This is a genomic window from Blautia sp. OF09-25XD, from assembly GCF_003482095.1.
GTDB classification, from domain to species: domain Bacteria; phylum Bacillota; class Clostridia; order Lachnospirales; family Lachnospiraceae; genus Fusicatenibacter; species Fusicatenibacter saccharivorans.
This window is the reverse complement of record NZ_QUMG01000007.1, coordinates 101,687-126,650: the sequence shown is the minus strand read 5'-3', so window position 1 is coordinate 126,650 and position 24,964 is coordinate 101,687. Positions and strand designations below refer to the sequence as shown.

18 protein-coding genes and 3 pseudogenes are annotated in these 24,964 nt (G+C 50.3%); 1 reads left to right on the top strand and 20 read right to left on the bottom strand.

What is annotated here, in order from left to right; translation table 11 throughout:
* Positions 1-21 precede the first annotated feature (21 nt).
* From DXA93_RS07885 to DXA93_RS07875, 3 genes and pseudogenes are all read right to left on the bottom strand, one after another.
* Positions 22-2,823 (bottom strand): glycoside hydrolase family 3 protein, encoded by a 2,802-nt coding sequence (locus DXA93_RS07885; protein WP_119208022.1) that lies wholly within the window; start codon positions 2,821-2,823, stop codon positions 22-24.
* Between the two features lie 175 nt (positions 2,824-2,998).
* A pseudogene (locus DXA93_RS07880) lies at positions 2,999-4,356 on the bottom strand (sodium-dependent transporter).
* Positions 4,357-4,433: 77 nt separating this feature from the next.
* Positions 4,434-5,291 (bottom strand): AraC family transcriptional regulator, encoded by an 858-nt coding sequence (locus tag DXA93_RS07875; protein WP_117509636.1) that lies wholly within the window; start codon positions 5,289-5,291, stop codon positions 4,434-4,436.
* Between the two features lie 111 nt (positions 5,292-5,402).
* Between DXA93_RS07875 and DXA93_RS07870 the strand changes: the two genes are divergently transcribed.
* Positions 5,403-6,707 (top strand): glycoside hydrolase family 27 protein, encoded by a 1,305-nt coding sequence (locus DXA93_RS07870; RefSeq protein WP_117509637.1) that lies wholly within the window; start codon positions 5,403-5,405, stop codon positions 6,705-6,707.
* A gap of 88 nt (positions 6,708-6,795) precedes the next feature.
* On the opposite strand, the gene sigE is transcribed toward DXA93_RS07870, so the two are convergent.
* The 17 genes and pseudogenes from sigE to DXA93_RS07790 all read right to left on the bottom strand — a co-directional run bounded on the left by sigE (position 6,796) and on the right by DXA93_RS07790 (position 24,962).
* Positions 6,796-7,494: an RNA polymerase sporulation sigma factor SigE gene (gene sigE, locus DXA93_RS07865; protein ID WP_330377007.1), complete on the bottom strand. Its 699-nt coding sequence runs from the start codon at positions 7,492-7,494 to the stop codon at positions 6,796-6,798.
* 42 nt (positions 7,495-7,536) lie between these two features.
* A complete protein-coding gene (locus DXA93_RS07860; protein WP_158554986.1) occupies positions 7,537-8,400 on the bottom strand; it encodes a sigma-E processing peptidase SpoIIGA in 864 nt (287 codons plus the stop codon).
* 189 nt (positions 8,401-8,589) lie between these two features.
* Positions 8,590-9,771: a cell division protein FtsZ gene (gene ftsZ / locus DXA93_RS07855; RefSeq protein ID WP_055219889.1), complete on the bottom strand. Its 1,182-nt coding sequence runs from the start codon at positions 9,769-9,771 to the stop codon at positions 8,590-8,592.
* Positions 9,772-9,956: 185 nt separating this feature from the next.
* Positions 9,957-10,901 carry a cell division protein FtsQ/DivIB gene (locus DXA93_RS07850; RefSeq protein ID WP_119198398.1) on the bottom strand — a complete coding sequence of 315 codons (945 nt, stop codon included), beginning with the start codon at positions 10,899-10,901 and terminating at the stop codon, positions 9,957-9,959.
* 73 nt (positions 10,902-10,974) lie between these two features.
* Positions 10,975-12,162 (bottom strand): UDP-N-acetylglucosamine 1-carboxyvinyltransferase, encoded by a 1,188-nt coding sequence (locus DXA93_RS07845; RefSeq protein ID WP_119199198.1) that lies wholly within the window; start codon positions 12,160-12,162, stop codon positions 10,975-10,977.
* Positions 12,163-12,246: 84 nt separating this feature from the next.
* Positions 12,247-13,329, bottom strand: coding sequence for an FtsW/RodA/SpoVE family cell cycle protein (locus DXA93_RS07840; protein WP_117509641.1), 1,083 nt, complete (start codon positions 13,327-13,329; stop codon positions 12,247-12,249).
* Between the two features lie 64 nt (positions 13,330-13,393).
* Positions 13,394-14,762 (bottom strand): annotated as a pseudogene (gene murD, locus DXA93_RS07835) (UDP-N-acetylmuramoyl-L-alanine--D-glutamate ligase).
* A 19-nt stretch (positions 14,763-14,781) separates the two neighbouring features.
* Entirely contained in the window at positions 14,782-15,738 is a 957-nt protein-coding gene (gene mraY, locus DXA93_RS07830) for a phospho-N-acetylmuramoyl-pentapeptide-transferase (protein WP_119208020.1), read from the bottom strand.
* A gap of 240 nt (positions 15,739-15,978) precedes the next feature.
* Positions 15,979-17,711, bottom strand: a pseudogene (locus DXA93_RS07825) (peptidoglycan D,D-transpeptidase FtsI family protein).
* 82 nt (positions 17,712-17,793) lie between these two features.
* Positions 17,794-19,107 carry a peptidoglycan D,D-transpeptidase FtsI family protein gene (locus DXA93_RS07820; protein ID WP_243109176.1) on the bottom strand — a complete coding sequence of 438 codons (1,314 nt, stop codon included), beginning with the start codon at positions 19,105-19,107 and terminating at the stop codon, positions 17,794-17,796.
* A complete protein-coding gene (locus DXA93_RS18385) occupies positions 19,086-19,847 on the bottom strand; it encodes a hypothetical protein (protein ID WP_243036621.1) in 762 nt (253 codons plus the stop codon). The genes DXA93_RS07820 and DXA93_RS18385 overlap by 22 nt, the downstream gene beginning before the upstream one ends.
* Positions 19,848-19,986: 139 nt before the next feature.
* On the bottom strand, positions 19,987-20,430 hold the full coding sequence (locus DXA93_RS07815; protein WP_119208018.1) for a hypothetical protein: 444 nt from the start codon (positions 20,428-20,430) through the stop codon (positions 19,987-19,989).
* 29 nt (positions 20,431-20,459) lie between these two features.
* A complete protein-coding gene (gene rsmH, locus DXA93_RS07810) occupies positions 20,460-21,398 on the bottom strand; it encodes a 16S rRNA (cytosine(1402)-N(4))-methyltransferase RsmH (protein ID WP_055265773.1) in 939 nt (312 codons plus the stop codon).
* A 29-nt stretch (positions 21,399-21,427) separates the two neighbouring features.
* On the bottom strand, positions 21,428-21,859 hold the full coding sequence (mraZ, locus tag DXA93_RS07805; RefSeq protein ID WP_022461070.1) for a division/cell wall cluster transcriptional repressor MraZ: 432 nt from the start codon (positions 21,857-21,859) through the stop codon (positions 21,428-21,430).
* Positions 21,860-22,182: 323 nt separating this feature from the next.
* Positions 22,183-23,058: a prolipoprotein diacylglyceryl transferase gene (gene lgt / locus DXA93_RS07800; RefSeq protein ID WP_022461071.1), complete on the bottom strand. Its 876-nt coding sequence runs from the start codon at positions 23,056-23,058 to the stop codon at positions 22,183-22,185.
* 28 nt (positions 23,059-23,086) lie between these two features.
* Positions 23,087-24,184: a redox-regulated ATPase YchF gene (gene ychF / locus DXA93_RS07795; RefSeq protein WP_022461456.1), complete on the bottom strand. Its 1,098-nt coding sequence runs from the start codon at positions 24,182-24,184 to the stop codon at positions 23,087-23,089.
* Between the two features lie 124 nt (positions 24,185-24,308).
* On the bottom strand, positions 24,309-24,962 hold the full coding sequence (locus DXA93_RS07790) for a thiamine diphosphokinase (protein ID WP_147342458.1): 654 nt from the start codon (positions 24,960-24,962) through the stop codon (positions 24,309-24,311).
* Positions 24,963-24,964: the final 2 nt, after the last annotated feature.

Sequence of the window (24,964 nt, the reverse complement as noted above, 5' to 3'; positions counted from 1 at the left end):
TCTCTGTATTTCTTTTTTTATTTATTCCTCGTGTTTGCTCAGTACTTCCATGCCTTCTCTTAACTTCAGGCGGATCTTTCCAAGCTCCAGACCATTTGCGCCGAAGTACAGCTTCAGGTAGTGGTTCGGGCCGAAGAAGAAGCCAAGGTCTCTCGTCTCTTTGATCCACTCACCTTTTGTTCCGCGGATGCTGATCATAGTTTTTACGATATTGTCGATGTACACGGTTACCGGCAGCTGTGCGAGGTCTTCCAGATCGGATTTCATCTCGATTTCGATATCGTACGTTCCCATCTTGTCAGCCAGAATCGTAACACCGCATACTTCACTGTTTCCTTTTTTCGTGTTCCATGCGGATGCGTCAATCACAACATCTCCCGTTGCCGGATCTGCCTCGTATGTTACAAGATCTGCTGCAACGAAATCGTTGTCGCCCATCTGCTCCCGTGCTTCTTTCTCTTCCTCGCTGATGCGGTCCAGGAACCGTAAGATGCTTGGAGTTCCAAGGATGAAATGCAGGACATTCATCGCATTTCTCTGCAGGTCGCCTCTTGTGATCTCGCCGTTTTCCAGTGCCTCTTTCACATCGTCCTGTCCCATATCGGAGCAGTCGGTGCATACCATGAAGACATCGTTTCCGGCAGATACCATCGGTGCATGGGTTGTTTTGGTTGCTTCATATCCCTCACGGTTTGACATTGCCCACCAGTCAGTCATAACGAAGCCGTCGTAGTTCCACTCGCCGCGCAGAATCGTGGTCAGAAGATCGTAATTTCCTGCAGTCCAGATGCCGTTGACCGGTCCGTAAGTGCTCATGATGGATCTTGCGCCGCCTTCTTTGACTGCGATTTCATATCCCTTCAGATAGATTTCACGCAGGGCACGCTCGGAAACAACGGCGTCCACATGATGTCGGTTGGACTCCTGGTTATTTGCACAGAAATGTTTGATGGTTCCGGTTACATCGGATTTTTCCATACCAAGAATCTGTACGGCACTGATCCATCCGGTCAGGTACGGATCCTCGGAGATATACTCAAAGTTACGGCCGTTCAGCGGGTTTCTGTGAATATTCATACCAGGTCCGAGCAAGGCATCGACACGGTTCTGTCTCATCTCGCGTCCTGCCATCTCGTACAGATCTTCTACCAGCGGAAGGTCAAACGTACAGCCAAGCAGGGTTCCGTTCGGCATGGAGAAGGCTCTCGTTCCGCAGTCAAAGCGGAGTCCGGACGGGCCGTCGGTACAGCAGGCTGCCGGAATACCGAATTCCTGCAGTTCCGGTGTCAGGCCGCCGAATGCTGCTGCGGTTCCCGGAGTAACCTTCGGGCTGCACATGCCCTCGCCGCGGAAGATGCAGATCAGATCTTCATCGGAAAGCTGTGCCACGAACTCTTCCATCGTTACTTTCTTATCCAGGACATCACCGAGCTTGTAGCCTTTGTCACCGGTATAGGTGATCGGCTCCATGCGGTTTTCTTTCATGCGCTCGATCGGATCTACGGTGCGCAGAGGAGCTGCCTCATATCCCGGTTTTAACGTTCCGTCTTCGCCCGGAACAGCTTTCATGCGCTCAAATGCTTCTACCGGAGCCATAGCCTCGGTCAGGATCTCAACCACTTTGAACGGCTGCTCGTATGCACCGGCAAAGGCTGCGCTTCTGACATCGCTTCCGACGTAGAACTCATAACTGCCCTCTTCGAGTACGTAGCAGGATTTGTGGCCGGTTGCACCGCTGTCATCGTAGGATGCAAAGCTCTCTTTGGTCACATCGATCGTCAGCGTCTCTTTTGCGCCTGGTGCAAGAACACCGGTCTTTGCAAAACCGACGAGTGCGCGGGATGGTTTTCCAAGAACACCCTGCGGAGCTTTTACATAAACCTGAACAACCTCTTTACCATCCGTTTTGCCGGTATTTTCAACGGTTGCCGTCACGGTTACATTGTCAACATCTTTCTCTTCTGCCTCTGCGGTCACGGCAAATGTCGTATAGGAAAGACCAAAACCGAACGGATACAATACTTTCTCTTTTGCAAAGGTCTCAAAGTAGCGGTATCCGACGTAGATATCCTCTTTGTACTCATTGCGGGTCAGATCGCCGAAGCAGCTTTGGGACGGATAGTCCTCGATATTCTCTGCAATCGTGTCGGTCAGCTTACCGCACGGATTGACTCTTCCCATCAGTACATCGGCAACACCGTTTCCGCCTTCCTGACCACCCTGCCATACATAGAGAACAGCTGCCGGATTGCACTCTTTCACCCATTTCATGTCGATAATGTTTCCGACGTTCAGCACAACGATTGTTCTTGCAAATGCTTTGCTGACTTTTTCTACCATCTCTTTTTCAGTATCGGTTAAGAGATAGCTGCCTGCCTCATTTTTGTTGTCCTGATCCTCACCTGCGGTACGGCCTACAACAACGATGGCTGCATCGGCGCCTTTTGCACTCTCCACGATCTCGTCGGTCAGCTCCATCTCTTTTTGGGACCACGGCACCTTGCCCCAGCCCTGTCCTTCGTCGTACGGATTTTTCTCGATCCATTTTTCGTATGTTCCAAGAAGATTCTCGTCGAGTGTAATGTCTTTTTCTTCTTTTAAGGCATCCAGAATACCGACAACGTATTTCGTATTGACAAGACCGCCGGAGCCAAGTCCGCTCTTATAATAGTGGAATGCAATTCTTCCGAAAACAGCCACTTTGTCTCCTTTTCGAAGCGGGAGTGCCTCATTTTCGTTTTTCAGAAGTACACAGCCTTCTGCCGCTGCCTGACGGGCCAGTGCTGCATATTTGTTGAAATCCAGTGGTGTAAATTTTCCCATTTTGTTCCCCTTTCTCCTGTATCCTTTCTGATCCGACAAGTGCCGGGACACCTGATACTTCCGGGTCCCGGCACCTGTTCTGGTCTCTTGTCTTTTATTATCTCGTATTCCTGGCTTTTTTTCCAGTTCTTTTCTTATCTTTTTTTCGTCTGATATTGACCTTTTTGTTCCTGTCTTATCCGATCAGTCCCTGGACAATTAATACCAGAAGCAGCAACGGCAGAATATAAGAAAGATAAACCCGTACCCAGTCCGGCACTTTCAGGCCCCCGCCCTTATTTGCCTCTGCCTGGTAGTTTTTGAAGCCCCAGCCCCATTTTGAAGTACAGAACAGAAGGTAAATCAGAGAGCCGACCGGCAGCAGAAGGTTGCTGACGATAAAGTCCTCAAGATCAAGAACGGTGCTTCCTGCGCCGAGCGGCTGGAATCCGGACCACACATTGTAGCCGAGTGCACACGGCAGGGATCCTAAGATCACCAGAATGCAGTTGATGATGGCTGACTGTTTTCTGGAAACGCCGAAAATCTCAGAAAAACAGCACATGATATTCTCAAATACAGCAATGATGGTAGACAGCGCCGCAAAGAACAGGAACAGGAAGAAGAAGCTTCCGAAAATCCGTCCGCCCTTCATCGAGGTGAAAATGTGCGGCAGCGTCATAAAGATCAGCTTCGGGCCGCTGTCCGGCTGTACGTTGTAGGAGAAGCACGCCGGGAAAATGATGAGGCCTGCGGTAATCGCTACAAACGTATCGAGCGCTGCAATGCTGACTGCCTCGCCGAGCAGGGATTTTCCGCCGTTTAAGTAGCTGCCGAAAATCAGCATCGCGCCGATACCAAGGCTCAGCGTAAAAAATGCCTGGCTCATCGCGTTTGTGATAATGTGGAACAGTCCCACCTGTTCGATCTGCTGCATATCCGGCACCAGATAGAATTTCAGTCCCTCTTTGGCACCCGGCATCGTAAAGCTGTAAACCGCAAGGAAAATCATGATGACCATCAGCACGATCATCATCACCTTTGTAACACGCTCCACGCCGTTCTGCAGACCCACCGAACAGATCAGAAAGCCTGCAATTGTAATAATCAGCATGGTAATGACAAGAATCGACGGAGATGAAAGCATCTCGTTGAATTTTCCGGTTACGGCGTCGCCTGTCAGGCCGCTGAATTTTCCGATTAAAAAGCTGTAGAAATAGTACAGCATCCAGCCTGCAACGACGGTGTAGAACATCATCAGCAGATAGTTTCCGATGAGGCAACGTATCCGTGGATATGCCACTTCTGCCCTTTCTTTTCCAGTTCCCCATACGCGCGCACGGTACTCTTTTTGCTTCCTCTTCCGATGGCAAGCTCCATCGACAGAATCGGAACTCCCATGATGGCAAGGAACAGCAGGTAAAACAGCACGAAAATGCCGCCTCCGTTGTTTCCTACCATATACGGAAATTTCCATACATTTCCGATGCCGATGGCACATCCTGCCGAAAGCAGAAGAAAGCCAAGGCGCGATTGGAATGTTTCTCGTTCCATTTCTTTTTGTTCCTCCCTTTTTTCTTCCATACTCCCGGAATTTCTCCGCAAGTACATCTTCGTACAAAACCAAGACTTCAGACAGCACCGTTCTGCCGTTCTTTCCGGTATGCCGACGGCGAGATTCCCATATGGTGACGGAATACTTTTCCAAAATAGTTTCCACTGGAAAATCCGGTTTCTGCTGCAATCTCTTCCACACTCTTTCCGGTATTCAAGAGCAGCGTCATCGCTTTGCGAATTCTCGCTTCCTGAAGATACTGCATGGGAGAAACGCCTGTTTCCTCCCGGAAGCATCTCGTAAAATGGGCAAAGGAAACCCGGCTCTGTTCTGCCAGCTGTTCAATCCCCTGCACAGATGCGCAGTCGGTATCCATCTGCCGTATCGCTTCCCGAACAAAAAAATGTGTCTGCTTCCGCTCCGGACGCTGTACCTCCCGCAGAAGAGAACAAAAAAACTGATACAAAAACACACCGCATTCATACGGTTCCGACCGGTAACCGTTTTTCAGTTTTCGATGCATCTGCAGTGCAGTCCGAATTGGCTCGCTATCTGCATCCGCATAAAAAACATCTCCTGTTTTTTCAAACAGTCGTTCTGCCGCATAGGACACTGCACTTCCACGAAAATGAAAATACAGAAAAATCCATGGTTCTTCGGATTCCGGATGCAGATAATATCTGCTATTCTCCGGAATCTGACACAAAAATCCTCTCCCGGGACGCATTTCATACGTTTTTCCGTTTTTTTCAAACCATCCTGTTCCCGAAAGCGTATACTGCATCAGCCATCCGGAATATGTTCCGCGGTCTGTATTATGAAATGCATACGGTTCCTTCCATCTCTTTTCCACCCCGCCGTCCAGCAGCAAAAACGGAGCGTTCGGCCAGTGATCCAGATCCAGGATTCCATATACTCCGATCAGATCTTCCATCAAAAAATTACCTCTTTTATCCGGTTTGTCTTCTTGTTTTGCACTATGTCCTTTATTATACTTTTCTTATCAGAAAAAAACAAGCATTGCTTTAGAAAGGAGTTTTTTCTTATGCATCTGACAAACAAAAATACATGTGCACCAACCCCACCGATGGGCTGGAACAGCTACGATTACTATGATACAACCGTGGACGAGGCTGCGGTAAAGGCAAATGCCGACTATATGGCAAAGCACTTAAAAGCATATGGCTGGGAGTATATTGTAGTGGATATCCAGTGGTATGCAAAAAAGGCCGGTTCCATGCGCGACCGGTATCAGTATATTCCATTCTCTGAACTGGAAATGGACGAATACTCCCGTCTGCTGCCGGATCCCGAACGTTTTCCATCTTCTGCAGACGGTTCCGGCTTTAAACCACTTGCCGACTATGTACACAGTCTGGGGCTGAAATTCGGAATTCACATCATGCGCGGTATTCCGCGAATCGCTGCACATCATCACGGAAAGATCAAGAACAGTTCTCTTGGTGCTGAACACGTTGTCGATCCTACGGTCATCTGCGGCTGGAATCCGGATATGTACGGTGTACGCGATCTTCCGGAAGGACAGCTTTACTATGATTCCCTGCTGGAGCTCTACGCTTCCTGGGGTGTTGATTACATTAAATGCGATGATATCTGTAATACCAACATGCACAAAAATCCGTTTGCAGCTGCGCATGAGATCGAGATGCTCTCGAATGCCATCCAAAAATGCGGACGGCCGATCGTCCTCTCTCTGTCTCCGGGACCTGCGCTCATAGAGAAAGCATGGTTCTATGAAAAGCACGCGAATCTCTGGCGCATCACCGATGATTTCTGGGACAACTGGGCACAGTTAAAGGATATGTTCCAGCATTGCGAGCTCTGGCAGAGCCACGTCTCTGCCGGCTGTTATCCGGACTGTGATATGCTGCCGCTTGGCGAACTCGGAAAAGGTTTTGCTACAGAACATCATACGTATTTTACCCCGGATGAGCAGAAAACGATGATGACACTCTGGTGTCTCTTCGGCTCTCCACTGATGCTCGGTGCCGAAATGACGCTTCTCGATGACGATACACTGGCACTTCTTACGAACACGGATATTCTCGCGATGCTGCCTCCGTCCGTTCGTCCGCATCAGATCACGCGTACAGACAATGAAGCTGTGTGGTATGCAAAGGATGACACAACCGGAACAACCTACGTTGCACTTTTTAATCTTTCGGATGCACCGCAGACGGTTTCTTCCACACTTGCCGATGCAGACTGCCCACTGGAGTCTGTTGCGGCGAAAGAACTCTGGAGCGGTAAAGCACTTTCTTTAAACGGCGGTTTTTCTGCTTCTCTTGCTCCGCACGCCTGCAGCGTATGCCGTTTTGAAACACGATAAAACGATCATTTCTTAAGACAAGCAGCAAATCATGTCCTGCCCGGGACCAAAACAATGGTTTTTCCTCCGGGCAGGGCATTTTTATGCTCTATTCATACCGCGCAATCTCTTTCCGCAGCCGTTTCATAATCCGTTTTTCCAGCCGCGAAATATACGACTGTGAAATCCCAAGAAGATCCGCGACTTCTTTCTGCGTTTTCTCCCGCCCCTCTGGCATATTGATGCCAAACCGGAGTTTCACGATCACCTGCTCCCGCTCAGAGAGCTTGCTGATTGCGCTTCCCAGCACGCGGTGTTCCGCCTCCTGCTCGAGCCCCTGATAGATCACATCCTCCTCCGTTCCGAGGATATCCGACAAAAGAAGCTCATTTCCATCCCAGTCTACATTGAGCGGCTCATCGATCGAGACCTCCATCCGTGTCTTGTTATTTCTCCGCAGATACATCAGAATCTCGTTCTCAATGCACCGGGACGCGTACGTGGCAAGCTTGATCTTTTTTTCCGGATTGAACGTGTTAATTGCCTTGATGAGGCCGATGGTTCCAATCGAAATCAGATCCTCCACACCAACTCCTGTATTATCAAATTTCTGTGCAATGTAGACGACGAGACGCAGGTTGTGTTCGATCAGCTCGCTCCTTGCCGTCTCGTTTTCCGGATCGGAAAGCCCCGCAATCGCATCGGCCTCCTCCTGTCCTTCCAAAGGCGCCGGGAGAACATCTGTGCCCCCGATATAAAAAATTTCTCCTGTCTGACGAAATACAGCCGGCACGGACCGCGGCAGCATACGAAGCCGGAATCCGTTTGGCAGTGCAGCCTGCAGCATACTTCATTCCTCCTGTCCTTCCATGAGATCTGGATGCAAAATTATTTCATAGCCCCTGGGAGATGAACTATTTTCTCCGCCAAGCGCAATCAGCGGTCCGCTTATGTGCCTGGCTGTATGTTCTGTCACAAGAATCATTTCCGAGATCCGGATCACCGGCAGAAAGCCCCGGCCTTCCAGTCCGCGAAACGGTATGTAACGGGGCTGCAGCGCAAGAAGCCGTTCCGGCTCCGGCACCGTCTCGTGCCTTGCAAGCGCCGCAATCCCTGTCCGCATTTCGTCCGGGAACAATTCGAGTATCACAGTGTACGGTACGACCGAGACCGGCTTTTTGGTTGTGGCATCCCGCAAAGTATTGCCCGTGTCGTACAGTCCTTTTACTTTTTTCCATTTCCCATTCTGCACAAGCTGTACCGTAACCTGCCTGGCGTGTTCCAGGAGCATCTCCTTTCGGATCTTCAGCAGGAGGAGTGTTCCCGCATATGCGGCACTCCCGGAAAGAAGAAAAAGAAAAATTCCCCTTCCCGGCATCAGCTCCCGGAACAGGCGGTATGCACTGCCGATCAGAAAACCGGACAGTATATAGCCTGCCATTCCCACCACAAGATCCCGTACTGTCGTGATTCTGCAGCCAGATTTCACCATCCCTGTTGTAATTCCGATTCCGACCAGGGCGAGCAGCGCACCCGGCAGATACCGTGCAAACACGGCATACAGCACCGCATAGCCGGCGCCGAGCGCGGCTGCCGCAAAACTCCTTCTTCGCGTGGCAGATCGTTTCAGAAGAAAGGAGGAAAGACGCAGAATAGTATAATTCAGCAGAAGATTCTCTGCAAAGAGAAGATCCAGAAAGATCTCATAGTGCAAAAAAACACCCCCTGCGCCTTTTGCATGGTCTGAATTTCTAACAGACCCTATTATAGACGGAAGGGGGTGAATTTTTTGTCGTTTTCGGAAGAATGACCTTCTTTTTTGATCAACAAACTTCGACACGCCGCAACATTTTCGGTCTGCGGCGTGTCGAGGTAAATTCGTTATTTGCTTATTATTCTTTGCTTATCTGCGGTTTCTTAAGAAATCCGGGATCTGGATGTCCTTTTTCGGAACATTGCTTGTCATGGTCTGCTGAGCCTGTACCTGCGGCTGCACCTGAACCTGTGGCTGCGGCTGTACCGGAGCGGAAGCTTTCGGAGCAGTGTGTACCGGAGCGGCTGCCTGTGCAGAGAAGCTGCTGCTGGAAAATGCGCTCTTTCTTGCATCTGCCGGCTCTTTGCGGGATACGCTTGCCTGTTTCGCCGTTGCATCGTTGAGACCTGTTGCGATAACGGTGATCTTCGCTGTATCGGTAACAGAATCATCATACATAGCACCGAAGATGATGTTTGCATCCTCTCCAGCCAGATTCTGTACGTAACTTGCAGCATCGTTTGCATCCATAAGGGAGATATCTCCGGAAATGTTGATGATAACGTGGCTTGCACCCTCGATGGTGGTCTCAAGCAGCGGACTGGAAACAGCCTGCTGTACAGCCTCGAGCGCTTTGTCGTCGCCCTTTGCCTCGCCGATACCGATGTGGGCGATACCCTTGTCGGTCATAACGGTCTGAACATCTGCGAAGTCGAGGTTGATGAGTGCCGGCAGGTTGATCAGGTCTGTGATGCCCTGTACGGCCTGCTGCAGAACCTCGTCTGCTTTCTTTAATGCCTCCGGCATGGTTGTCCGGCGGTCTACGATTTCAAGAAGTTTGTCGTTCGGGATCACGATCAGGGTATCTACGTTTTCCTCGAGTTTTTCGATTCCCATCAGCGCATTGCTCATACGGGTTCTTGCCTCGAATTTGAACGGTTTTGTTACAACGCCGACAGTCAGAATGCCCATTTCTTTTGCAACGCCTGCTACAACCGGTGCTGCACCTGTTCCGGTTCCGCCGCCCATACCGCAGGTGACGAATACCATATCAGCGCCTTCCATGATCTGTTTGAGCTCTTCGATGCTCTCCTCGGCTGCTTTCTCTCCAACCTCAGGTTTTGCTCCTGCACCCAGTCCCTTGGTCAGCTTCTCGCCGATCTGGAGAATGGTAGGTGCCTTACAGAGGGTCAGTGCCTGTTTATCGGTGTTGATTCCAACGAATTCAACGCCGCCGATGGATTCCTCCACCATTCTATTTACAGCATTATTTCCTGCACCACCTACACCGATTACGATAATCTTTGCAGATGATTCTGCCTCATTTGTCATGATCTCTAACAATTTCAACTTCCTCCTTTTGATTATGAACTGCTGTCTATCTCAAAATAGTCTGATATTCTGATGGTCATACATAAAGATATAATATAATTTCTTCGGAAAATAATCAACTGTTTTTTTCGTATTTCATAAAAAATTCAGGATTATTGCGTTTTTTTGACGGCTTTCCTTTCCTCTTATACATCTTTCGAGAAGACAAAGCTGCTGTCGCCGTCCTTGTAATCCTCCATATGGAGTTCTCCGGAAAGACCGGAAAGGCTCGGCAGGATTGCTGCTACGCGCGTCATCTTTTCTTCTAACGCCGTATCGGTTCCAAGCAGAATCCGCACGGTATCATAGTAATGCAGAATAATTTCGCTGTTCTCATTAAATTCCACACTGTCCGGCGTGATATTGTATTTCTCCGTCATTCTCGTAAGTGCGAGCATGGTGCGGAAAACTGCCGGTTTTTCAACCGGGAGCTGCTTGTTCACGGTCACATAGTCAAACGTAAGTCCTGTTACAAGCGGAACATCGGAAAGGGTCGGCTGAAAGTCTGTCGTTGTCACACGTGCACTTTTAATCGTATCCGCCGAGAGCGCACCGTCGGACGTACTGCTTTCGGATGCTGTGCCATCGGATGATACGCTTTCGGATGCAAGCGACTCACTCGTAAGGGATCCATCCGCACTCGTTCCATCGGAGGCGGTTCCGTCGGAAGGCTCACCCTCCGCAGGTGTTTCCTGCTCCTCGTCCACGCACTCCAGCACGATGCCGTTCTTGTCAAAATAGACCTTCTGCTCGTACTCGACATAACCGACCACTTTTTTCTCATTTACCTGGATGCAGATGGTGTCATAGCTTACAAACGTAAACTCCACGGAGTTCATAAAAGGAATATCGCTCATATCAACCTTCGAATGAAACGTCGTAAGAAGCACCGTGTTTTTCATCCACTTGTCGTCCGCGACCATCTCTTTGATTTCATCTTTTGTATACCGGGTGTTCCCCGCCACCTGGATATTGCGGATTTTGAACACATTAAAAAACAAGGCACCTGCAAGGCCGACGCCAAGCACCACCCCGGTCAGAATCCGTATTTTTCTGTTTTTCTTCTTTTTTCTGTTTTTTTTCTGTCTCATATTTCTTTTTCTACGATAATCTTGGCTCCGAGTTCCCGGAGCGTTTCTGGAAACCGTTCATACCCCCGCTCAATCAGTTCTGTCTGCCGGATTGTGGAAAATCCTTCTGCGGCAAGCGCCGCCGATACGAGTGCCGCGCCGCCCGAAGATCCTGGGAAACAACTTCTGCACCGTGCAGACGGCTTTTTTCGGCCGTCAGCCATTTTCCGCAGATCTGCAGCGTACCGCCCATTTTCTGCAGCTCCTCTGCCGTCCGGAGGCGGTCCTCAAATACATTTTCACAGATACAGCTCTTTCCTTCCAGCGTCATCGCTGCCGCCAGATACAGCGACTGCAGATCCGTCGGAAAACCGGGATATTCCTCTGTCTCCACGTACGGAACAGCATGCTGCACGTTTTTGCTGTCTGCTACCAGTGTACCACTCTTCCTTGTATATTGTCCACCTATTTTCTGATAGAGGGACAGAACCGCCCCCATTTCGTCCAGCGGCGCGCCGGAAAGCGTCAGGTGCCCCCGCGTCGCCGCGCCCATCAGAAGATACGTCCCTGCCGCGATCCGGTCACCCGGAACACGATACCGGCAGCCGGACAGCAGTCTCTTTCCCTGCCTTCCGTAAACGGTAATCTGCTCCGTCCCCTCGCCGGTAATCTCCGCTCCCATGGCCTTAAGAAACCGGCAGAGATGAACCACTTCCGGCTCCCGCGCACAGTGCTCCAGCCTTGTTGCACCTTCCGCTCCGACAGCAAAAAGAACCGCATTTTCCGTCGCCCCGACACTCTTTTTCGGAAAGCAGAGCACGGCTCCTTTCGGATGATCTGCCTTTGCCCGAATGGTGCCGTCCTCCTCGAAGACCTCGGCTCCCAGAAGCTCCATTGCCCTCTGATGCAGGTCCGTCGGCCGCTTTCCGATCCGGCAGCCGCCGGCCCCTGCAAGGTATGCCTCCCCTGTCCTTGCAAGAAGACTTCCCAGAAACAAAAGAGAGGCGCGCAGTCTCTTCGAAAGCGCTCCCTCCACACGGCTTTTTTCGATCTTTTCACAGTTCAGGTGGAGCGCATTCCTCTCCCACCAGACTGTTCCGCCAAGGCTTCTTACAATCTCCGCCATATCCTCCACATCGGAAATCTTCGGGCAGCCTTCCAGCACGACCTCCTCTTTTGTCAGAACCGCCGCCGCGATCATGGGAAGAACGGCATTTTTGGAACCCTGGACTGTTACCGTTCCGCAAAGCCGCCTTCCGCCGAGAATCTGATATACTCCCACCTGTTCTCTCCCATCCGGCCTCTCTTTTTACGGTATGCATTACACTCCCGTTTTGTTCCCGTTCTGCAGCGCTTTTCCGCCTTTTTAATCGGTGTCCCTCGAGACCGACAGGGCAAGCCCCATCTCGCCGAGCAGAAACAACACGGAGGTGCCGCCATAACTGATAAAAGGCAGCGTAATGCCGGTATTCGGAATCGTATTTGTCACAACCGCGATGTTCAGAATCACCTGAAGCGCAATATGCCCCATAATTCCGCCCGCAATCAGTGCTCCGCCAAGATCCCGCGCATGGATCGAAATAACCATCAAGCGCCAGATCAGCACCGCAAACACGGCGATCACCAGGCAGGCGCCGAACAGTCCGCCCTCCTCACAGATAATCGAAAAGATCATATCATTCTGCGCTTCCGGCACAAAGCCAAGCTTCTGCAGGCCTTTTCCAAGCCCGCAGCCAAAGATTCTCCCGCTGCCGATCGCATAGAGTCCCTGAATGGTCTGGAACCCCTTCTCGTACGCCTCCGGGTTGCGCCAGATGGCAAGGCGTTCGAGGCGGTAGCTCTCCATCATCAGAAAAACGGCAATAAACCCGATGCCGGCGCCTCCGATTCCGAGAAACGGCAGGTAGCCCGGATGTGAAATAAAGATCAGAAATGCACAGATTCCGAGCAAAATAATCGCCGTACTTAAGTTATTGCTTCCGACAAGCGCTGCAATCGGCAGGGTGCACAGCACCGCCTTTGTCATAAACCAGAGACTGTCGGACCGGCCTTTCGTGTGCTCCATCACCCAGGGCAGGAAGAGAATCACCGCCATCTTGGCAAATTCCGAGGGCTGGAACGATAAGGGGCCAAGCTTTAACCACCGCTTCGAGCCGTTGTACTCACTTCCGAAAAAGAGCACCGCCGTCGAGAGCGCAAGGGAAGCCGCATAAAACCACGGTGCCAGTGCAAACAGCCGCCGGTAATCTATTTTTGCAACCGCATACATACCGATCACACCGAGCGCACTTGCAAAAAGCTGCTTCTTGAAATAATAAGCCGGGTCATGGAATCTGACCCGGCCGTTATACGCGCTGGCGCTGTACAGAATCACAAGGCCAAGGCCAAGCAGAATCCATACCGTCACCAGCAGCGTCCCATCTATTTTTTTCTCTTTTTCCTTCCGCATCCGCGCCACACCCGCCGTTCGCTCTTTTTCAGCTTATGCGGGATAGTTTCCTGATATGACGTTTTTACAGTGCTCTTACGTACTCCTTAAACAGCTCACCGCGCTGCTCATAGCTCTTAAACTGATCCCAGCTTGCGCAGGCCGGGGAAAGAAGAACCGCATCCCCTGCATTTGCCTTGTCGTGGCAGATCTGTACGGCTTCTTTTAAGTTGTCTGCCATGATAATGTCGTTGAATCCGACGTTTCTTGCCGCTTTTGCGATCTTCTCTTTCGTATCTCCGATCAAAACCAGGAAACGTACCTTTCCATCGAATGCCTGAATCCACTCTTCGTAGGTGGACTGCTTGTCGTAGCCGCCGCCGATCAGCAGAGTCGGGCGGTTCATCGCCTGGATGCCTTTGATGGCCGCATCCGGATTCGTTCCCTTGGAATCGTTGTAATATGCCACGCCGTCCTTCTCGCAGACATACTCGATGCGGTGCTCTACCCCTGCAAACTCCTGAATGACTTTGCGGACAGTTTCCATCGGCACGCCTGCATGAAGTGCCATCGCAGAAGCAACCATGACGTTTTCAAAATTATGTAGGCCGAGCAGTTTTAAGTCGTCGGTTCTGGTCAGAAGCTCCGTCTCGCCGTTCTTTGCAATGCGGATTTCGCCGTCCTGATAATAGATGCCGTCCTTTAACGCACGCAGACTCGAGAAGTACATCACCTGTACTTTCTTCTCTGCCATCAGTTTCTCGCCGAACGGGCGCAGGATTTCGTCCTCATAATTCAGCACACAGAGATCATCCATCGTCTGATTTTCGGTGATACACTCTTTCACGCGGATATACTCTTCCATCGTGTGATGGCGGTTCAGATGATCCTCGGTAATGTTTGTGATCGCACTTGCCGCCGGATGGAACTCTTTGATGGTTTCCAGCTGGAAGCTGCTGATCTCGGCAACCGTTACGGTATCATCTGTCGTGTCGAGTGCCGCGGATGTGTACGGGGTTCCGATGTTTCCGACCACTTTTACTTCCGGCTGATATGCTTTCATGATCTCGCCGAGCAGCGATGTTGTGGTGGTCTTTCCGTTAGTACCGGTAATCGCAAGCACTTTTCCGCGGCTTACCTGATACGCCAGCTCCACTTCACCGATGACCGGGATCTCTTTTTCTTTCATTTTAAGGACAACCGGCAGATCCGTCGGAACACCCGGGCTTAAAACGACAAGATCAAGGCTGTCGAGCATCTCCTCCGGGAGCTCGCCTAAGACAACTTCCACGCTGTCACGGCTCTCTAATTTTTTTTAAGATTTCTTCTTTTTCGAGTTTGTCATTTCCATCGTAAAGAACGACAGAAGCACCTTTCTTGTGCAGCAGCTCCTCCGCTGCAATTCCACTCTTTCCGGTTCCGAAAACCAGTACTTTTTTTCCTGTGAAAATCATGTTTGATTACCTCCATATTTTAAAGCCCCATCAATGCGATCAGGCATAGTATCGCTGTGATTGTAGCAAACACCGTCACAATCTGTGTCTCCGACCAGCCCATCAGCTCGAAATGGTGATGGATCGGCGTCATCTTGAAGATCCGTTTTCCCTTCGTCAGTTTGAAGAATGACACCTGCAGGATCACAGAGAGAATCTCCATCATATAAATGAATCCCACAAGCGGCAGAAATAAGGGGAGACGTAAGAAACACGCCATTCCCGAGACGAAACCGCCGAGTGCCAGACTTCCGGTATCGCCCATAAAGACGCGGGCAGGAAATACATTGAATACCAGAAACCCCAGCAGACTCCCGATAACCGCAAGCGGGGACGGGGAAACACCGTTTCCGAGGCCGATCGATGCCACGGAAAAGAAAACAGCATTTAAAATCGTCACACTCGCCGCCAGTCCGTCAAGGCCGTCGGTAAAGTTGACACCGTTGACCGTTCCAAGAATCACAAAGGCGAAAAACGGAATCGTAAAAATCCCTGCGTCCAGCTCTTTGCCTGGAAGGAACGGAATGCGCATCCGGAGGGAAATTCCGGAAAAACGCGCCAAATACCACAGAAAGACTGCTGTAATCACTGCCTGCAGTGCCATTTTCTGCTTCGGGTACAGCCCGTCGCTGCGGTGCAGCACGACTTTCAGATAGTCATCGAGAAAGCCGATCAGGCCAAAACCAAGCGTCAGAAACAGCACCGGAACCACTTCCGCTCCCTCTTTCCGGAAAAGGAGGGAAACTGCGGTAAACGCCGCCAGAAACATCACGCCGCCCATCGTCGGGGTTCCCGCTTTTTTCTGGTGGCTCGGCACACCTTCTTCCCGCTCCTTCTGCCCCGCTTTGACTTTTCGCAGAAACGGGATCAGAACCGGCCCCAGCGCCAGGCTGATGCCAAAGGAAAGAAGAACCGGCAGGATCATTTCTCTTTTCATAGACGCACCTCTTCCTTTTTGTACGGATTGTGTACGGAACAGGCATGTCAAAATATTTTCTCCAGCCTATTCAGTATATAGCTTTTTGTTCTGTTTCGCAACCTTCTTTTATAATCCAAGTTACGGTTCGCTCAGCAGTGAAACACTTGCTGTTTCGCTGCGTAAGAAAGTGATTCAGGTGTGAGCAGCCCTCCTTTTGCGAAGCAAAACTTTAAATGAGGGCTGCGAAGGACACAGTTCTCAGGTTTCCTGAGAATTGTGTCCAATACCGAGATACGGAAGTACATTGGAAAAGATATCGCGGATCACCGGCGCGCAGATCGTTCCGCCGTAGTAGACGCCCTGCGGATTGCGGATAATGCAAAGCCCCAGCACCGTCGGATGCTCCGCCGGGGTGAAGCCGAGGAATGAGGAAATATAGCGGTTGGCGCTCCGCGGAAGTGTCTGCGAAGTTGCCGTCTTTCCGCCGATGGAATATCCCTCGAGGTACGCATTCTTTCCAGACCCTTCTGAAACAACGCTTTCCAGAATTTCGCGCACCGTCCTGGAAGTTTCTTCCGAAAGAACCCCTTCTTTTCCGGAAAATTCAGATGCTTTACAACATTTCCTTCTTCATCGAGCACATCCGTTGCGACATGCGGCGTCACCATTTTTCCGCCGTTGACAAGCGCAGAGACCGTCGCCGCCAGGCGGATCGGCGTGATCTGGAAGGACTGGCCGAATGCCATCGTCGCAAGCTCAACATCTCCGATGTTTTCCTCCTTGTGCATAATCGTCGATGCCTCGCCCGGCAGATCGATCCCCGTCTTTTCCATCAGACCGAAATTCCGGAAGTAATCACAGAACTTTTCCACACCGAGCCGCAGCCCCACTTCAATGAACACCGGGTTGCACGAGTTCTGCGCGCCCTGCACGAAGTTTTCGGCTCCGTGTCCCGTCCGCTTGTGGCAGTGGATCCGGCGGTCCTCCACGATTTTGTAGCCGGGACAGAAAAACGAATCGTTCGGCGACACAACGCCCTCCGAAAGTCCCGCCGACATCGTGATGATCTTAAAGGTAGATCCCGGCTCGTACGTATCGTTGATGCAGGCATTCCGCCACATCTGGTTCAGCAGATCCTGAATTTCTTTTTCCGAAAGTCCCGTTGTATCCTGCTGCAGCGTGAACGGATCGTTGAGGTCGAACTCCGGCACATTGACACAGGCATAGATTTCTCCGTTCTGCGGATTCATAAGAAGAATCGAGACGCTGTCCGCCTGTTTTTCTGCCATCGCCTTTTCCGCTGCCTGCTGGCAGTACTCCTGGATATTGACATCCAGGCTGACCTTTAAGTCCCTTCCCGCCACCGGCTCCTGGCGGCTCTCCCCGATGCCGTTCTGCTCAATCCCGCGCGCATCCGTTGTCGTCAGGATTTTTCCGTTGATTCCTTTTAAAATTTCCTCATATTCCACCTCCAGTCCGATGATGCCCTGATTATCGCCTCCGGTGAAGCCGATAACGCGCGACGCCAGCTTCCCTTTGGGGTAATACCGCTTGAAATCCTCATCCACTTTTACCCCCGCGTATCCGTACGACCGGATGGTATCACCCGTCTCCTTGTCCACATTCGTCTTAACACGCTCGATTGAAGACCGCTTCTCCACGCGTTTCCGCGCCGTCTCCTCCGAAATTCCAAGCTCTTTTACCAGCATCGCAATCACCGCCTCCGGCTCCTCGATCTGGCTGTGGATCACGGAAATCGTACAGACCGTGCGGTTTGCCGCGAGAACTTCCCCGTTTGCATCAAGAATCCGGCCGCGCGCCGCCTTGATCCCGCGCTCCCGCTCGTGCAGATCATCCGCCTTCTCGGAATAATAGACGGACCGGAACACACACAGATACACCAGCCGCCCGGCAAGTCCGACCATCATTCCCATGCAGAGTACCCACAGAAGAACCGTCTTTTTCCGGTGATACGTTTTGTTTTTACGCATAGAATACCCCATAGCCGAATCCATTATGATAACACTATATGGAAACTGCTATGGGGTTATGTCTTTTGTTTTTTATGTTTTTTTACTCTTCATTGATGAGATCCAGCTCGGCGTTTGTCAGACCGCCGTTCTCGATATTGCTGTTTTCAGCACTGTTTTCCGTATCGTCTTCCTGTACCGGTGCCGCTACGTTTGGATCATCCGTTCCGGTCTCGGAGCCTTCGCCCGTCACACCGTCCGTATCATCCGGGAATACGTTCAAATACGGCAGCAGTTCTGTGTAGATCTCTTTTACGATCTCCTGTGCCAGCACACTGTTCGCCTGATTTTCTACATCCGGCTCGTCCACAATCGCGTAAACAACAGCTTTCGGGTTTTCTACCGGTGCAAATCCGATAAAGGAAACGAGATATTTTCCATTGCCTCGCGGATACTTCTGTGCAGTACCTGTTTTTCCTCCCATCGTGTAACCGGCAACCTTTGCACTCTGGCCGCTTCCATCGGTCACGACTCCCTGGAGGAAACTTCTCATTTTATCGCTGATTTCCGCGGAAACCGTCTGACGCACCAGATTCGGCTCATTGCTCTCAACAACGGCTCCTGTGCTGTCCGTGATCGTCTTCATCACATGCGGCTGGTAATAATTGCCTCCGTTGATCAGAGAGGAAAACGCAGCTGCCTGCTGTACCATCGTCACGGTATAGCCCTGTCCGAATGTACTCGTTGCAAGCTCGGTCGGTCCCATGGTATCCTCCGTGTGAACCAGGCCGTACGCCTCACCCGGCAGGTCAATTCCTGTCAGACTGCCGAAACCGAAAATATCCTGATAGCGGAGAAATTCCGCTGCTCCCATCTTCTGTCCGATCTGCATCATACCAGCGTTGCAGGAGTTTTTCAGTACATCGGCCGGTGTCTGTACGCCATGTGCTCCCGGATAAGCTCCGCAGCGGATCATCTGCCCTGCAATCGTCTCAAACCCCTCACAGTCAAACAGGGTATCATCATCGATTACATCGAGGGAATATGCCGCCGCCACGTTCATCGGTTTTGCCGTGGAACCTGGCTCATATGCATCGGAAATACAGTAGTTTTTCCAGATGGCACTCAAAGCCTCCATTGTCTCGTTATCGTTCATCGCATCAATTTCTTCCTGCGAATAGAACGGTGTCAGATCTCTTGGATTGTTCAGGTCATACCAGTCGGAAGAATCCATACCAAGAATCTCTCCATTGTTCGGATCCATCACGACAACGCCGATATTCTTTGCCGCTTTTGTCTGACGGTTCGTCTCAGTGTCCGATTCGTCCGCGCCGTTCTGGACATGAATCCGCTCATTGTAATTCTCGATCGCCGTGCGGATGATCTTCTGAATATTTACATCAATCGTCGTAACCACGTTTTTGCCCGGCTGCGCTCGATGATCGTCTGTTCCATATCCGCATCTTCGTTGTAATAGCCGAACTGGCGGCCATTCACGCCATTTAAGATACTGGAATAATACCCTTCGATTCCCCAGTCTGCCGTGTCTCCTGAATACGTAAAGCCGATCAGATCGCAGGCAAGTGAATTTAACGGATACGTTCTGTGGTAGGATTCCTCGAACCAGACGCCGCGGATGTTGGCACGGTATGCTTTTTCCGCCTGCTCGTTCTCATCGAGCTCCTTGTTCTTTTTGTCCGCGTACTCGTCCACATAGGCCTCAAACGCTTTTTTCGCGTCCATCGAGACCTCTCTGGCGAGAACCTGGTACTGGCTTTCTTTTGTCGTTTCGCCGGTCAGACGATCCCGGATATCCGTCTCGTCGAGTCCGAAGTATTCAACCAGTGCTGCTACGGTCGGATCGACGTACGGATGGGTATCGTTCTTTTCTTCATCTTTTACCGTCGTATTGGCAAGTTTACAGTCGAGAATAACGTTGTAAACCTTCTCACTCGTTGCCAGAATCGTTCCGTTCCGGTCGGTGATACTTCCCCGCTGGAATGGAATTGTCCTGCTGTCGTAGGACTGCTGCGTCTGGCTTAAAACCTGTCTTTCGTATTTTTCTCCCTTTGTGGCATTCACATACGTAATGTCAATCGCTAAAGCAACAAAAACCAGCATCACTCCCAAAAAGAGTGCTACCAGTTTTCTGCTCATACGCCCACTTGTCTTCCGTCTCCGGAATGCCCCGCTTCGTTTTTTATTTTTTTTCTGTTTACTCACGTTTTCACCTATTTCGCATCCGGAACATCCTGATACTGTCTCACATAGCTGTTTTCTGAATCATCGAAATAAATTACCTGGACTCATCTGCATATTTCATGCCGAGCCGGTTCTGTGCTACTTCTTTGACTGCCTCAAGATCTTCGGAGGCAACCGTTGTATTGTAATAGGCGTCATTGTCCGCCTTCAGATCGCTCAATTCTTTTTCTTTGCTGGTAATGTCTTCCGCCTGCGTGGTAACCACGGTCTGCAACTTGACATACGCAACACACGCCGCGATACACAGTGTGCAGACAATGGCAAGAAAAACAGCGTAGCCCGCGCTGATCTGTGTCGCCCGTGCCCGGTTTCTTCTTGTCTGGCTGCTCACACCCGATTTCAGAGGCCGTGCTTCTTTTGGTGCTTCCTGCGGCTGTGCTGCAAGACGCCGTACCGCACTTCCGTCCTCAAACGTATCTGGCGTATAACGTTTCGTTCTATCTGTCGAATTTACCCTTCCATCTGCCCGTCTGGCCATAACTTCTCTGTCTCCTTCGTGCCGAGCCGTCACACTTTTCGTTCAAAGACGCGCAGTTTTGCGCTCTTGGAACGGGGATTTGTTTCCATTTCCTCTTCTCCCGGCAAGATCGGTTTCCGAGTTACTACGGTTCCCTTGGACTTCTTTCCGCATACGCAGACCGGAAATTCCGGCGGACACGTACATGGATGCTCGTTTTTTCTGAAAATGTTTTTTACGATACGGTCTTCCAGAGAATGAAAGGTGATGACACAAAGTCTTCCACCGTCATTTAAGAGATCAATCATGCCGTCCAGTGACTCCGACAGAACGGTAAGTTCCTGATTCACTTCGATACGGATTGCCTGAAAGGTTCTCTTGGCCGGATGGCCGCCCGTCGCCCTTATTTTTGCCGGAATCGAGCGCTTGATGATTTCGATTAACTCCCCAGTTGTTCGAATCGGCGCCTGCTGCCGGCTTACGCATATATTGTGTGCAATTTTTCTTGCAAAACGCTCTTCTCCATATTCATGGAGAATACGCGAAAGATTCTCTTCACTGTAATCGTTCACGACTTCGTACGCGGAAAGAGCATTTCTCTGATCCATCCGCATATCCAGCGGAACATCCTCACGGTATGTGAATCCACGCTCTGCATTATCCAGCTGATAGGATGAAACTCCAAGATCCAGCAGGATTCCGTCTACCCCGGTGACTCCGATTTCGGCAAGACGCGGAACCATATCGCAATAATTGCTGCGGATAATCGTGACCTGGTTCTGAAATGGTTCCAGGCGTTTACCCGCAGCAGCTATCGCAGCTTCGTCCTGATCTATGCCTATTAATCTCCCCGTGGCAGATAAGCGCTCACATATATGACTGGAATGTCCAGCGCCTCCCAACGTCCCGTCCACGTAGATTCCGTCCGGTTTTATCTTAAGGTTTTCAATGGTTTCCTTCAGTAATACTGATGTATGCGAAAATTCCATGGTCATCTCCTGTATCCCAACGAAACAGATCAGATCACAATGCCCATCTCTTCCATTGATTCGGCGATGGCATCCATATCATCATAATTGCTGTTTTCGTTCCATTTTTCCTTGCTCCAGATTTCAATCCGGTTGATATTTCCGGTAAGGACTACATCTTTTTCCAGACCAGCAAATTCCCGCAGCGTTGCCGGTACGAGAATCCTCCCCTGCTTGTCCAGTTCACATGACGTAGCACCTGCTACAAAGAAACGGGAAAAAGTTCTGGCGTTTTTGTTTGTAAGTGGTAAGGCTCTCAGCTTCTCTTCAAAGGCAGCCCATTCGTCGTTTGGGTAAATGGAAAGGCATCCGTCCAATCCCTTCGTCAGTACGAACTCTTCTCCCAGCTGTTCTCTGAACTTGGACGGTATGATCAATCTTCCCTTCGCGTCAATCGTATGACTGTACTCTCCCATGAACATAATGAAAACCCTCTTATCACCTGAAATGGCGGTCTCCCCACGCACCACTTCATGTATCGCGCCGCAGCCGGACTGCCACATCCGCTCCACAACGCACCACTTTTCACCACTTTCTACCACTTATATTTTTATTCTATATCAACTCAGGGAAAATAGCAAGGTCTTTTTTCTATTTCATTTTTAAGATTTTTCCCAAAATGCAACATTTTTATGCGCATTTTCCGCCTTTTTTATACCAATTTTGTATCAAAAAAGAGAAAACCTTTTTTGCCGGTTTTCCCCTTTTCTGTATTTTTATTCTGTTTTTTTCACTGGTTTTATCCTTAAGAATGGGCTGTCTCCCCACCGGATGATAATTTTTTTCGTTTCCATACCACCAGGATGGTACATCCCACCACAAGGCACCCCGAAAGGAGCTGGGAAACCGGAAGTCCCACCACCGGAAGCAGAAGCTGGTCGGTGCGGAGTCCCTCGATCCAGATTCTTCCAAGGCCATATCCTATCAGATACATCAGGAACACTTCGCCGTTAAATTTTTTTCTTTTCCGAAACCAGAAAAGAAAAAGCAGGACACCCACATTCCATAAACTTTCATATAAAAAGGTGGGATGCACCTGAATATACTCGACGCCGTTTACCGTCACCACATGATCCCACATTTTCTGTGTGATTTCATTGGCACGGACCGCGGAAACCGGAAGCTGCATCGCAAACAGGTTGTTAGTGTAGTCACCGAATGCCTCACGGTTAAAGAAGTTTCCCCACCGTCCCATAATCTGACCGAACACGATGCTCATGCTCGCGGTATCCATCAGAAGGCTGAAGTTCTGTTTCTTCTTTCTGCTGTAAATCACCACCGCAATGCAGGCACCGATGATGCCGCCGTAGATGGCAAGTCCGCCCTGGCGGATGTTGAAAATACTCAAAAGATCATCCTTATAATAGTCCCAGGCAAATATAACGTAGTAAATCCGTGCCCCGAGAATACCGGCTGCGATGCCGATCATCGCAAGATCGAGGTACTGCTCCGGGTTCTGCCCCGTCCGCTTTGCCTCTCTTTGGGCAATCCAGATCGCAATCATCATACCGGTTACGATCACGATGCCGTAATAGGCGATGGAAAATCCGAAAATACTGATGTTTTTTCCCACATGGTCGAGATAGATCCCGAGATTGGGAAAATTAATTTCCATATCCATAACTTATATTCTCTCTTATTATTACTTATCAAACGTTGAAACGGAACAGGATGACATCGCCGTCGCGGACAATGTAATCTTTTCCTTCCATACGCACAAGGCCTTTCTCTCTTGCTCCTGCGTAGGAACCGCAGTCGAGCAGATCCTGATAATTGACAACCTCGGCTTTGATGAATCCGCGCTCGAAATCGGTGTGGATTTTTCCGGCTGCCTGCGGTGCTTTTGTTCCGACTTTGATGGTCCATGCACGGGTCTCATCCTCTCCTGCTGTAAGGAAGCTCATGAGGCCGAGCAGACGGTAGCTTGCTGCGATCAGTTTTTCCAGGCCGGACTCGGTAAGACCAAGATCCTCGAGGAACATTTTTTTCTCATCCTCTTCGAGTTCGGAAATTTCTGCCTCGATCTCGGCGCAGATGACGAACACTTCGCTGTTGTGCTCTTTTGCATACTCACGGACAGACTGTACATAAGAGTTGTTTGCGCCGTCGTCTGCGAGATCATCCTCTGCTACGTTCGCTGCGTAGATGACCGGTTTGCTGGTCAGAAGGTTGTACTCTGCGATCCATTTTTCCTCGTCCTCGTTCTGCAGCTCCATCAGGATGGCATCTTTTCCGTCTTCCAGCAGTTTTTTCAGACGCTCCTGGAATTCGAGCTCTTTTGCCGCCTCTTTGTCCATTCTTGCAGATTTTGCAGTTTTGGAAATACGGCGCTCGAGTACTTCAAGGTCGGCGAAGATCAGCTCAAGGTCGATGGTCTCGATATCACGGAGCGGATCAATGCTGCCGTCTACGTGGATAACGTTTGGATCCTCAAAGCATCTGACAACGTGAACGATAGCATCTACCTCACGGATATTGGCAAGGAACTGGTTTCCAAGTCCCTCTCCTTTGGATGCACCTTTTACAAGACCTGCGATGTCAACGAACTCGATGACAGCCGGTGTTACTTTCTTGGACTGATAGAAATCTCCGAGCTGCTGCAGACGCTTGTCCGGAACCGGCACGATGCCGACATTCGGGTCAATGGTACAGAACGGATAGTTTGCGCTCTCTGCTCCTGCTTTGGTCAGGGAATTGAAAAGTGTACTTTTTCCGACGTTCGGAAGGCCCACGATACCTAATTTCATAGTAATCTATATCTCCTTTGTTTTTATTTTTCGCTTCTTTTTCTGTTCGGGTTCTTTTTATGCACAAAAAGAGCCCAATGCAACTATAAATTATAGCACACGGGCTCTTTGATTTCAATGGATTTTAATCTCTTGACTGTACCATCAGAAGAATGCCGCCCTCGTACGATACATGCGCGGTCTCCTCGACGATCTCATTGCTCACGCACAGACCACCCGAAGTATTCGGCAGATAGTGATGGTCGAGCGGGTAGGCGAAGCCCTCCAGGGTGATGGATGCGACTTCCTTTTCCAGCGGGAAGAACGAAACGTACTTTCCGAACTGCTCTTCTTTCCGGATTTCAAACGAAGTTTCCACCGGAATCGTAATCAGATTGCGGCTGTCCACGATGTAAGCCGGAATTTTCTTCTCCCATGCCGTTTTCAGGTTCTGCACAATACTTAAGAAATGGTCGAGTCTTCCCCCTGTTGCTCCGAGGATCGTGATTTCACTGCTTCCCAGAACAATCGCCTGCTGAAATGCGATGTCCGTGTCCGTATTGTCCTTCATGGGATTAAATTCCCGGATCGGTGCGACATGGTTCTCCTTGTAATAATTTAAAATCTCCGGGGATAAACTGTCAAAATCTCCCAGAATATACGTCGGCATAATCTGGTAATGGTAGCAGAACTCCAGTCCCCGGTCTGCTGCCAGGATAATATCAAACTGCTGTTTCTGAAGATATGGGAAGGCAAAATCCGGTTCGATCATCCCTCCCGAAATAATACATGTTCTCACGT

Bases quoted from the DNA above. Each gene is read 5' to 3' on its own strand.
- DXA93_RS07875 (WP_117509636.1), bottom strand. From the start codon at position 5,291: ATGGAAGATCTGATCGGAGTATATGGAATCCTGGATCTGGATCACTGG.
- mraZ (WP_022461070.1), bottom strand. From the start codon at position 21,859: ATGTTCATGGGAGAGTACAGTCATACGATTGACGCGAAGGGAAGATTG.
- sigE (WP_330377007.1), bottom strand. From the start codon at position 7,494: ATGCTGCCGCGGTCCGTGCCGGCTGTATTTCGTCAGACAGGAGAAATT.
- DXA93_RS07840 (WP_117509641.1), bottom strand. From the start codon at position 13,329: ATGCGGAAGGAAAAAGAGAAAAAAATAGATGGGACGCTGCTGGTGACG.
- DXA93_RS07850 (WP_119198398.1), bottom strand. From the start codon at position 10,901: ATGAGACAGAAAAAAAACAGAAAAAAGAAGAAAAACAGAAAAATACGG.
- DXA93_RS07870 (WP_117509637.1), top strand. From the start codon at position 5,403: ATGCATCTGACAAACAAAAATACATGTGCACCAACCCCACCGATGGGC.
- lgt (WP_022461071.1), bottom strand. From the start codon at position 23,058: ATGGATATGGAAATTAATTTTCCCAATCTCGGGATCTATCTCGACCAT.
- mraY (WP_119208020.1), bottom strand. From the start codon at position 15,738: ATGAAAAGAGAAATGATCCTGCCGGTTCTTCTTTCCTTTGGCATCAGC.
- ftsZ (WP_055219889.1), bottom strand. From the start codon at position 9,771: ATGACAAATGAGGCAGAATCATCTGCAAAGATTATCGTAATCGGTGTA.
- DXA93_RS07815 (WP_119208018.1), bottom strand. From the start codon at position 20,430: ATGGCCAGACGGGCAGATGGAAGGGTAAATTCGACAGATAGAACGAAA.
- ychF (WP_022461456.1), bottom strand. From the start codon at position 24,184: ATGAAATTAGGTATCGTGGGCCTTCCGAACGTCGGAAAAAGTACACTT.
- DXA93_RS18385 (WP_243036621.1), bottom strand. From the start codon at position 19,847: ATGAGCAGAAAACTGGTAGCACTCTTTTTGGGAGTGATGCTGGTTTTT.
- rsmH (WP_055265773.1), bottom strand. From the start codon at position 21,398: ATGGAATTTTCGCATACATCAGTATTACTGAAGGAAACCATTGAAAAC.
- DXA93_RS07885 (WP_119208022.1), bottom strand. From the start codon at position 2,823: ATGGGAAAATTTACACCACTGGATTTCAACAAATATGCAGCACTGGCC.